Annotated in this window: 8 protein-coding genes; 5 read left to right on the top strand and 3 right to left on the bottom strand. The window is 71.4% G+C overall.

Annotated elements, in window-relative coordinates:
* The first annotated feature begins 38 nt into the window (after positions 1-38).
* Genes ENSA5_RS17395 through ENSA5_RS17410 form a run of 4 tightly spaced genes read left to right on the top strand, consistent with a single transcriptional unit; the run spans position 39 to position 5,114 of the window.
* Positions 39-668, top strand: coding sequence for a hypothetical protein (locus ENSA5_RS17395; protein ID WP_146155808.1), 630 nt, complete (start codon positions 39-41; stop codon positions 666-668).
* A 4-nt stretch (positions 669-672) separates the two neighbouring features.
* On the top strand, positions 673-1,650 hold the full coding sequence (miaA, locus tag ENSA5_RS17400; protein ID WP_106392798.1) for a tRNA (adenosine(37)-N6)-dimethylallyltransferase MiaA: 978 nt from the start codon (positions 673-675) through the stop codon (positions 1,648-1,650).
* Entirely contained in the window at positions 1,647-2,735 is a 1,089-nt protein-coding gene (locus tag ENSA5_RS17405) for an acetyl-CoA carboxylase carboxyltransferase subunit alpha (protein ID WP_106392799.1), read from the top strand. Before miaA ends, ENSA5_RS17405 begins: the two co-directional genes overlap by 4 nt.
* 6 nt (positions 2,736-2,741) lie before the next feature.
* Positions 2,742-5,114 carry a rhomboid family intramembrane serine protease gene (locus ENSA5_RS17410; RefSeq protein ID WP_146155809.1) on the top strand — a complete coding sequence of 791 codons (2,373 nt, stop codon included), beginning with the start codon at positions 2,742-2,744 and terminating at the stop codon, positions 5,112-5,114.
* Between the two features lie 126 nt (positions 5,115-5,240).
* Here ENSA5_RS17410 and ENSA5_RS37785 read toward each other — a convergent pair whose 3' ends face one another.
* Complete coding sequence (locus tag ENSA5_RS37785) at positions 5,241-7,379, bottom strand: tetratricopeptide repeat protein (RefSeq protein WP_106392801.1); 2,139 nt, start codon at positions 7,377-7,379, stop codon at positions 5,241-5,243.
* Between the two features lie 89 nt (positions 7,380-7,468).
* Between ENSA5_RS37785 and ENSA5_RS17420 the strand changes: the two genes are divergently transcribed.
* Positions 7,469-8,935, top strand: a complete 1,467-nt coding sequence (locus ENSA5_RS17420; RefSeq protein WP_146155810.1) for a hypothetical protein — start codon at positions 7,469-7,471, stop codon at positions 8,933-8,935.
* Between the two features lie 30 nt (positions 8,936-8,965).
* Here the strand turns inward: ENSA5_RS17420 and ENSA5_RS17425 are convergent, their stop codons facing one another.
* Positions 8,966-9,217 (bottom strand): hypothetical protein, encoded by a 252-nt coding sequence (locus tag ENSA5_RS17425; RefSeq protein ID WP_146155811.1) that lies wholly within the window; start codon positions 9,215-9,217, stop codon positions 8,966-8,968.
* Positions 9,214-9,627: a hypothetical protein gene (locus tag ENSA5_RS17430; protein WP_146155812.1), complete on the bottom strand. Its 414-nt coding sequence runs from the start codon at positions 9,625-9,627 to the stop codon at positions 9,214-9,216. Before ENSA5_RS17430 ends, ENSA5_RS17425 begins: the two co-directional genes overlap by 4 nt.
* Positions 9,628-9,899: the final 272 nt, after the last annotated feature.

Raw genomic sequence — 9,899 nt, forward strand, 5'->3', positions numbered from 1 at the left:
CACGAGCCCGACACGCCCGCGCCCGATCCCGTCCCCCCGTGGCTCGGCGGCGACGGGATCGGGCGCGGGCGTGTCGGGCTCGTGATCGAAGGGCAGCGAAGGGCCCGAGGCTGCTGACCTGCCTCCCGGGTCCGGTCGCGCTCTTCGAGCTCGAGGGCGAGCTCCTGGTCGCGGATCTGCGTCGGATTCGGGCGTACCTGGTCCGGCGTCGGCTGCTGGCCGAGCTGTCCGCGACCGACCCCGACGGCCGCGCCCCAGGCCAGGGGCTGCTCTCGCCGGTCGTCGTGCCCCGGAGCCCCGACGCGCGCGCGCGTCTGCTCGCGGCCAACGAAGGTCTCGCGCGGCTCGGCCTCGAGCTCGAGGGCTTCGGCGAGGACGCGGTGTTGGTCCGGGCCGTGCCCGCCGTGCTGCCCAAGCTGATCGACGCGGCGGGGGTCGGCGAGCTCCTCGATCGCCTGGTGCCGTGGCTGAAGCTGCGCGAGCAGGCGGGCGAGGCCCCTGCCGATGGTTTCGTCGAGGCCGTGGCCGAGATCGCGGGCACCCGGGTCGTCGACACCAGCCCTCGGCTCGCCCGGCGGTGGCTGGCCGAGCTGCTGAACGAGCACGGCGGGGGGCTGGACGAGCTGCCAGGCCTGCGCCGGTGGTCGGTCGCGGCGCTGCTCGAGTGAGGCGATGGCGAGCGACAACAACGAAGCGAAGCGCCCGCGGGCCGTGGCGATCGTCGGACCGACGGCCGCGGGCAAGAGCTCGCTCGCGCTGTCCCTGGCGAGCTCGCTCGGCGTCCCGATCTTGAGTTGCGACTCGGTCCAGGTCTACCGCGGCCTCGACATCGGCTCGGCCAAGCCGAGCGCGGACGATCGCGCGCGGGTGGTCCACAAGCTGCTCGATCTCGTCGACCCCGATCAGGAATTTTCGGCCGGACAGTACGGCGAGCTCGCGCGGGCCGAGCTCGCGGGTGGTCCCGCGATCTTCTGCGGCGGCACGGGCCTGTATCTTCGCGCCGCAGGCTGGACACACTCGGGCGAGGCGTGCAGCTCCGATCGCAGCGAAGCGAACGAGCCCGCGCGCGTGCGCTTCGAGACGCTGTGGATGGCGCGAGAAACCAGCGACGCGGGCGCCCTCCACCGCGAGCTCGCCACTCGTGACCCCGAGACCGCGGCGGGGATCCACCCCCACAACCTCGTCCGTGCTCTGCGGGCGCTGTGGCTGTGTGAGAAGCACGAGGAGCCAATCAGCGCGGTCCGCCGCCGCGACCCGCCGCGGCCCAAGCTGGAGCTCCTGATGATCGTCCTCGACCCAGGCGTCGGGGGCGTCGACGCGGCGATCGAGCGGCGCTGCGAGGCCATGCTCACCCGCGGTTGGGTGGCCGAGGTGGAGAAGCTCTTGGCGGCCGGTTATGATGCTCGCCACAAGGCGATGCGCAGCCTCGGCTACCGGGAGTTGGTCGAGCACATCGAGGGTCGCTGCACGCTCAACCAAGCCACCACGGCCATCAAGCGGGCGACCCGCAAGTACGCTCGTCGCCAGCGCACCTACTTCCGTCATCAGTTTCGAGGTCTCCTACCGATGGAGCGGATCTTCAACATCGACCATCCCGATGCCTGCCCCGTCGCCCGAGTCGAGGCCTTCTTGGCAGGTGAGCCAACATGAGCACCCGGGTCCTGGACTTTGAAAAGCCGATCGTCGAGCTCGAGGGCAAGATCCGCGAGCTCAAGGTGCTGCTCGCGGGCGGCAACGAGAACATGGCCAAGGAGATCGAGCGGCTCGAGGCGCGCGCCTCGCAGCTGCAGCGCGAGCACTACGCGCGCCTGACTCCGTGGGAGCAGCTGCAGCTGGCCAAGCACCCCGACCGGCCCTACACCCTCGACTACATCGGCGAGATCACGACCGACTTCGTCGAGCTCAAGGGCGACCGGGCCTATCGCGACGACCCCGCGATCGTCGCGGGCATGGGCCGCCTGCGCGGCCGTCGGGTCATGGTCATCGGCCACCAAAAGGGCCGCAACACCAAAGAGAACGTGCTGCGGAACTTCGGCATGGCGCGGCCCGAGGGCTACCGCAAGTGCCAGCGCCTGATGAAGCTCGCCGAGCAGTTCGGCCTGCCGATCATCTGCCTGATCGACACCGCTGGCGCCTACCCGGGCATCGGCGCCGAGGAGCGCGGGCAGGCCGAGGCGATCGCCGCGAGCCTCGAGCTCATGGCCGCGCTGCGGGTCCCAACGATCTCCGTCGTGATCGGGGAGGGGGGCTCCGGCGGCGCGCTGGCGGTCGGGCTGACCAACCGCATCTTGATGCTCGAGCACGCGGTCTACTCGGTGATCTCGCCCCGGGGCTGCGCCTCGATCCTGTGGAAGAACGCCGAGGCCGAGCAGGACGCCGCCGAGCAGCTGCGCATGACCAGCGAAGATCTGCTCAACTTCGGCGTCTGCGACGGGATCATCCGCGAGGCGACCGGCGGCGCGCACCGTGGACTCACGGTCACGGCCGCGGCCCTCGAGCAGGCCCTCCACGAGCAGCTCGAGGAGCTCTGCGAGCTCTCGCCCACGCAGATCATCGACGCGCGCTACGAGAAGTTCCGCGCGATCGGCCACCTCGAGGTCCAGGCCGGCGACCATCTAAAGTCCGGGGTGGATGCGGGCGGGGACCCCGGGCCAGCGCCGGGAGCGGGCGGCGGCCCTTCGGGACCTGGGCCTGGGCCTGGGGCGGGATCCGGCGCAGGCGCCGGGGCCGAGTGAGCGGGCGTGCAAGTCGAACTCTTCGATCATTTGTTGTTGCTCGCCGCGGTGATCTGCGCCGCGACGCTGGTCCGGCTGCTGCGCGGCGGCGACGGGATCGGGCGCGGCTACGCGATCGTCGTCGGGATCGAGCTGGTCTGGGCCGTGTTCTCGATGGGCGCGAGCCGCTTCTCCGGCACCATCGCGCTGTCGCTGGTCGTGCTGACGGTCGCGCTGCCGTGGGCGCTCGAGCGTCTCTCACGCTGGGCCTTCGCCCGCGGCTACCTGGCCTGGGTCGGTCGGCTGTCGGGGCTGCGCGCGATGTTGATGCCGGGGGCCGGGCTGTCGCGCCAGCTGCCGATCCTCGAGGGCTTGTCGCTGCTCGATCGCAAGGGCGTCGACGCGGCCCTGGCCCACTTTCGCCGCCTCGCTGACGAGGCCGAAGACGGCGCCGAGCTCGCGATGATCCACGAGCAGATCGTCTCGATGCTGTTTCACGGCCAGCGCTGGGACGAGGGCATCGCCCACTACGAGCGCCGCTTTCACGCGGGCTACGCGGCCCTGCGCCCGAGCCTGGCCCTCGGCCTGCTGCGCGCCTACGGCGAGTCGGGCCGGATCGAGACCGCCGCCGGGCTGCTGCGCGAGCTCGAGGACGGGCCCATCGGCGACGATCCGAACACCGCCGAGCTGCTCGGGCAGGCGCGCCTGACCTTCCTCGCCTACGCCGGCGCCGTCGCGCCCGTCGACGAGGTCGTGCAGCGCCGGCGCTTCGCCGCGCTCGGGCTCACGCCCGCGACCGCCGAGCTGTTCAAGGGCATCGCGCTGGTCCGCGCGGGCGAGCGCCGCGAGGCCGTCGAGACCCTCAGCAAGGTCGAGGAGCTCGCCGGGCCGCGGGATCGTCGGGTGCTCGAGGCCGCCCGCGCGGTGCTCGAGCCCGCGCGTGAGGCCGCGGGTGACGACGAGGCTTCGGAGCCCGGGCCCAAGGTCGAGGCGGCGCCCAGCCCCGGCCTCAGCTTGGGCGAGGCGATCGAGCTCCCGGACGAGCTGCGCGTCTACGTCGAGGTGGTCGCCGCGCGGCTGCAGAGCTTCTTGGTCGCGACGCCGCCGGTTCGCCGCCACGAGCGACCGATCGCGACCTACGCGGTCATGGTTGCGCTGTCGACGGTCTACGGCGTCCACCTCCTGCGCGGGGGCGGCGGCATCGGGCTCATGGAGCTCGGGGCGCTGTCCGAGGATCTGTGGCGCGGCGGCGCCTGGGGGCGGGTGTTCACGAGCGCGTGGATCCACATGGACCTCGTCGGGCTGCTGTTCGACGTCTACGCGATCTGGCTGGCCGGGCAGATCATCGAGCGCATGCTCGGGCCCGCGCGGATGGCCGCCGCGACCGTCCTCGCCGGGCTCGCCGGGATGGCCGCCTCGGTGCTCGCGCTGCCCTTGTTGTGGCAGCTGGGCCTCGACAGGCTCGCCGTGGTCGCGCCGACCGGCGGCAACCTGATGGCGGTCGGGGCGATCACGGCCGCGCTGTGGCTGCTCTTGCCCAGCCGCACGCCCGCGCTCGCGTCGCGTCCGCGTCGGAACCTGGTCGTGACCCTCTCGCTCCTCCTGGTCGCGAATTTGCTGACGAGCTGGCCGGGCGTGGCCGGGGTCGGCGTCGCCCCGATCGCGTTGCTGACGACGATCGCGGTCGCGAGCCTGGTCGCGATCGCGCTGCCGCTCGAGCAGCCGCGCTGGCTGGGCGTCGCGCTCGGGTCGCTCGTGGGCGCCGCGCTGGTCGTCAACGCCGCCGCCGCCGTGTTGGTCATCGGCGAAGACCCCGAGACCTACCTGGTCGACCATCGGTCCCAGCGCTGCGAGATCGGCGGTCTGGTCGTCCACACCTCGATCGGCGTCACGCCGATGAGCCTCGACCGCGACGTCCCCTTCAACCTGCCGATCGTCGACGGCTTGCTCGACACCCTCGAGCTGCGCGACGGCTCGCTGGTTCAGCTCGCCGTCTACCGCGGGGCGCTGGCCGATCCGAGCTCGCCCGCGCTGTTCGAGCTCGTCGAGGGGATCGACGGCGAGCTGTCGGCCACGGCCGCGGGGACGCTGCCCGAGCCCTTCGCCGAGATCATGGCCGACGACCCCACCGGCAGCTGGCACGCCGCAGATCTGTGGCGCAACGGTCTGCGCGTCGGCCGAGTCATCGAGCGTCGCCTCGAGCTGCCCGCCGCTCAGGCCGCCGCTCAGGCCGCCGACCAGGCCGCCGACCAGGAGCCGGCCACGGTGATGTTGATCGCGAGCCCCGCAGAGGCGGTCGACCACGCGCCGTCCCTCTACGCTGCGATGTTGCGCGAGGCGGAGTTCATCGAGGGCCCCGAAGAGGGCAGGAGCTCGCGGATCCGCTGCACCGTCGAGTAGTCGAGCAGACGCCCCTTGAAAAACTCGAAGGCCTGAATCAAGCGCTGTGCGCTCGACTCAGGCCTTCCTGGTCTTCGTCTTCAAGGGGCCGTTCGAACTCGCCTGTCGGCTCGTCCCGGCCCCAAGTCAGGTCGCCTTGGTCTCGGCCGGGAGGCTGTCCAGGATGGACTGGAACTGGGCGTGGTTCGGGATCATCTGGAGCGCCGCCGTGCAGATCTGGCGGGCCTCCGCGAACATGTTCGCGTCGCGCATGCAGGTCGCGAGGTTGATGACCGGATCGACGTCGCGGGGGTTGAGCGCGACCACGGCCCGGAGGTGCTCGACGGCCTCGCGCGGGCGGCCTTGCTTGCGCAGGATCGCGGCGATCAGCTGGCGGATCTGGGCGTCGTTGGGCCGCAGGCGCACGGCGTTCATCAGGTGGCTGAGCGCGGCCGCGTCGCCCTCGGTCTGGCGGACGGCGAGCGCGAGCATCAGGTGGGGCTGCCAGTAGCGGGCGTCCTTGGCGATGACCTCGCGCAGGAACACGGCGGCCGTGCCCTGCTGCTTCTCGTCGCCGCTGTTGACCGCGTCGATCGCGGCCTCGTAGCGGTCCTCGAAGTCGTCGAGCTCGAGGCCGAGCACGGCCCGGCGCGCGAAGGCGTCGTCGTCGAGGCTGCGGCGGGGCAGGGCGAGGAGCTTGTCGAGCCACTCGCGGGCCTGCTCGGGCTCGTCACTCTCGAGCATCAGGGTCGAGAGCGAGGTCAGGACCGCGGGGTTCTCGGCGTGCTCTTGACCGGCGAGGCGCAGGAGCTTCTCGGCGCCCTCGTGCTCTTCGTCGGTGGCGAGGTCGAGGAGCATGTCGATGGTCGACTTGGCCACGTGGCGGAGGCCGACGGCGGTCTCGAGCAGCCCGAGGGCCTCGACGCGATCCTCGCGTTGCTCCTCGGTGCCGTCGTCGGACCGATCCCACAGGACGTTGGCGAGATCGCCGTAGGCGCTCGGGACCTGGCCCTCGTCGACGGCTCGGCGCAAGAAGGGCTCGGCCGCGTCGAAGTCGTCGATCTCGATCAGCAAGCTGCCGAGCAGCGCGAGGATCGGGGCGGCCTCGTTGCCCTGCTCGACGGCGTGCTGCGCGACCTTGAGCGCGTTCTCGGCGTCGCCGGCCCGGCGCAGGGTCTGGATGAAGTCGACGGCGATCTGCACGCTGGTCGGCTTGAGGTTGAAGGCCTGGTTGAAGCCGTTGACCGCGGTCGGGAGATCGCCGAGTCGGCGGGCGACCACGGCGAGGTGGTGCCAGGCCTCGGGGTCGTCCTTGCGGCGCTGGGCGGCGATCGACAGGGCCTGGAGGCACAGCGGCGTCGCCGAGCGGTCGCCGCTTTGGAGCGCGAGCAAGATGTCGGTCATCGCGTGGAGTGCCTCCATCGCGCCGTCCATCTTGGGATCGCGGTTGATCGCGTCCATCAGCGGGTTGAGGAGCTGGTCGGCGGTCGCCGGGACCGTGCGCCCCTGCAGCGCCGAGAGGTTGCCGAGGCCGACGAGGAAGCTGAGCATCGCCTGCTTGTTGGAGGTCCCGAAGGCCTCGGCCCAGCCCTCGTGGTCGACCGTCTGGCCGACGGCCTCGGCCATGGCCTGGAGGCCCTCGAAGAGCTTCTCGCCGAGGCCATCGGCGCTGACCTCGGCGGTCCAGGTTGCGACGGTGTCGAGCCGGCCGGCGATCTTCTCTTCGTCCTCGCCTTCGCCCTCGGCCTTGGCTTCGCCCTCGCCCTCGGCCTTGGTCTCGCCCTCGGCCTTGGCCTCGGTGGGCGCGGGGGTTGAGGGCTCGGCGCCCGGCTCGTCGAGGTGGATGTCGGCGAGGCGCATCGTGAGGCTCAGCTTCTCCTCGGAGACGCTGAAGTCCGCGGCGATCAGCCGGCGCGCGTTGGGGAAGCGGACCGCGCCCTGGAGCGCGCGCTGGTCGGTCCACTCGTCGCGATAGATCAGCAGCGCGGGGACCTTGCGCCCTTGCTGCTCGGCGATCGCCGTGAACACGGGGGCGGCGGCCTTGAGCCCGGTCCGGGCGAGCTCTTGCGCGAGCCAGCGCTGGACGCCCATCGACAGCGGCGCGCCCTTGCCCTCGTTGACGCACGACAGCGGCAGGACCACGAGCTCGATCTCCGAGGCGGCCTTTTGCATCGCCGCCAACTGGGCGGCCTGAGCGGCCTGGGCGGCCTCGGCGGAGCCTTCTTCGATCACCGGGGTGTCGTCGGACTCGGTGTCTGTGGTGCTGTTGTCGTCCTCGGCAGCCATGGGCGCACGAGCCTGCACGAAGCCGCCCAGGGGTGCAAGCCCAGCAACCCCGGCTTTGCGGGCAAATTCGGGGGTGGTAGCGTGGTTTGGTGGGCCCGATAGCGAAGCGCCGCGCGCGTTCTCACGCGCTCGCGTGGGGGCTCTCGATGTTGGGGGTCGGCGTGGGGTCCGGCTGCGGAGCCGAGCCCGTCGAGGCCCGGGCGATCTGGGTTGACGTGTTCACCGGAGAGGGGTCCCGTCGGATCCACGTCTACGATCGCGGCGAGCGCTACGACTTTGAGGTCTACGGCGAGACCGCGCCGCAAGAGCGTGTGCGGCTCGGGCCCCGCGGCCGCGGGCTGGTCGTGCGGGCGGGGGACTACCGCGGGGCCTGGATCGGCCTCGACGACGGTCGGCGGTTGCCCTTGCTGCTGCCGCCCTCGATGCCGGGGGCGGCCTCGTTTCAGTACGCGGAGCGCGGCGACGCGCTGTGGTGGCTCGACGACCTCGACGCTTCGTTGAGCCTGGTCCCGCTCGCGCCCGGGCTCGGGCTCGAGCGCGACGTCGACGGCAGCATGGTCCCGCTGCGTGAGCCGCTCGCGCTGTCGTGGGTCGTCAGCAGCGTCGACGCGCCGGTCTTGTTCGCGCGCCACGCCGACGGCGGCGCCAGCTTCTTGCGCTACCCGGACGAGCCCGGCGACGCGCTCGGGATCGTCCGCGAGGCCACGTTCAGCGCCGCGCCGCTGCCGGGTGCGCCCACGCAGCAGCGCAGCTGCCAGTCGGCGATCGACTGCTGGACGCCGGTCGGCCTCGAGCCGGGGGGCGAGCTGGCGATCACGACGAGCGACCGCCAGAGCTGGCAGCTGTTCGAGCGCCGCGCGCCCGAGCTCGCGGGGGAGCTCGCGCTGCCGCAGCCCCTCGCCGACGCGGTCGCCGGCGGCGGGCTCGGCCTCCTCCAGGTCATCGATCCCTGGGTCAGCGTGTGGCTGGGGGCGGGCCAGCTGTTTCGTTGGGATCGGCGGCTCGACATCGTCGACAGCGTGCCTGTGTTCGCCGCGCCGCCGCTGTTTTGGTTCACCGTCGAGCGTGGGCGGGCGTTGGTCCTGCTGTCGACGACGGGGCCGACCTATCAGGTCGACGCCGAGGCCCTCTCGGTCGTGAGCCTCGAGACCACCGACTGCGCGCTCGCGCCCGGCAGCGCGCCGGTCGTGTCGCCGAGCGGGCGCTGGGCCGGCTGGACCTGCCTCGACGCTCAGCCCGCGGTCGGCGAGCCCGATCTCGGGGCGACCAGCGGCGTGGTCGTGCGCGTGTCTGGCGAGGGGCTCGAGCGCTTCGTCGGCGTCCCGATGTCGACGCTGGCGATCGACGATGACGGCGACCTGCTGCTCTACAGCATCGAGTCGATCGTCACCGACCAGGTCGACGGGGTCGCCGCGGCCAGCCGACCGAGGAGTCTGTTCGTGCTCTCGGCCCAGGGCGTGCTCACGCGCATCGACGAGCTCGAGCCGGCGCCGACTCCGGTCTTGCTCGAGGCCGGCGAGCCCTCGGCCTACATGCAGGGCGTCGCGCTCGACTGAGCGCCGCGCGAGCTCCTCGGGCTCTGCGGGTCAGATGAGCGAGGCGATCGCTGCGCCGTAGGCGAGCAGCGCGACCATGAACGAGAGCAGGACGCGGTCGGCGTTGTTTGGACTGTCTCGATGGCGCCAGTAGTCGCCCAGCGCGAGCGCAGGAATGGCGGCCCCGATGATCACCGCGTAGGTGTAGCGCTCGGCCAACACGAGCTCGTATCCCGCTGCGGCCGAGAGCAAGATGATGGCCCCAATGACGCCCCACCTGAGTATGTTGCGGCGTTCGATCACGGGCACGCCTCTTCGTGGCCGGCCGCGTCCAGACACGAGCACATGGTCGCCAAAATCGCCACGGGGCACCAAAGTCGCAGGCTGGCGCACGACAACACCGAGCCGATCGCGCCCGCCGCACATGTGAACTTGCCCTCTTGCGGATTGTTGGGCCCGTCGAGATCGGCCATTGCGTCACCGAGGGCAGCGTCGATCACCGACATGCGTGTCTCGACGAGCCCCGGCGAGAGGCTCGTCTCTACGCCGATAATCCCGTCTGTGTCGCGGACAATGTCCAAATAGCCATCATCGAAGTCGACTGCGAATGTCGTGGGCCCGTCGGCGCGAGGCAGCGCCACGACTGTGGCGACGACATCGCCTTTGTGATCGTATGCGATGACCTCCACACCGTGCTCGTCTGACGTGGCCACCCCCACGTGATCCACAGTGAGTGGTGGATGGGGGGTCGTGGGCGGGCCGAGCGCGAGCAAGGCGAGGTGTATGAGTGTGACCGTGCTCGACATCGCGGAGCAAACCTAGGCGCGTTCAACTGCTAGGACAAGGGGGCCGCAGCGTGTGCGCGCGTCTTCTTGGTTGTGGGGTGATCGGCTGCTTCTTCGGCTGTGTGGCGCCGGACTCGCTGGACTTCGACCTGGGGAGTGATCGGACCGTCGGGGCGGGGAGGGGCGGGGAGGGGTCCTCG

The organism is Enhygromyxa salina (genome assembly GCF_002994615.1).
GTDB lineage: Bacteria > Myxococcota_A > Polyangia > Nannocystales > Nannocystaceae > Plesiocystis > Plesiocystis salina_A.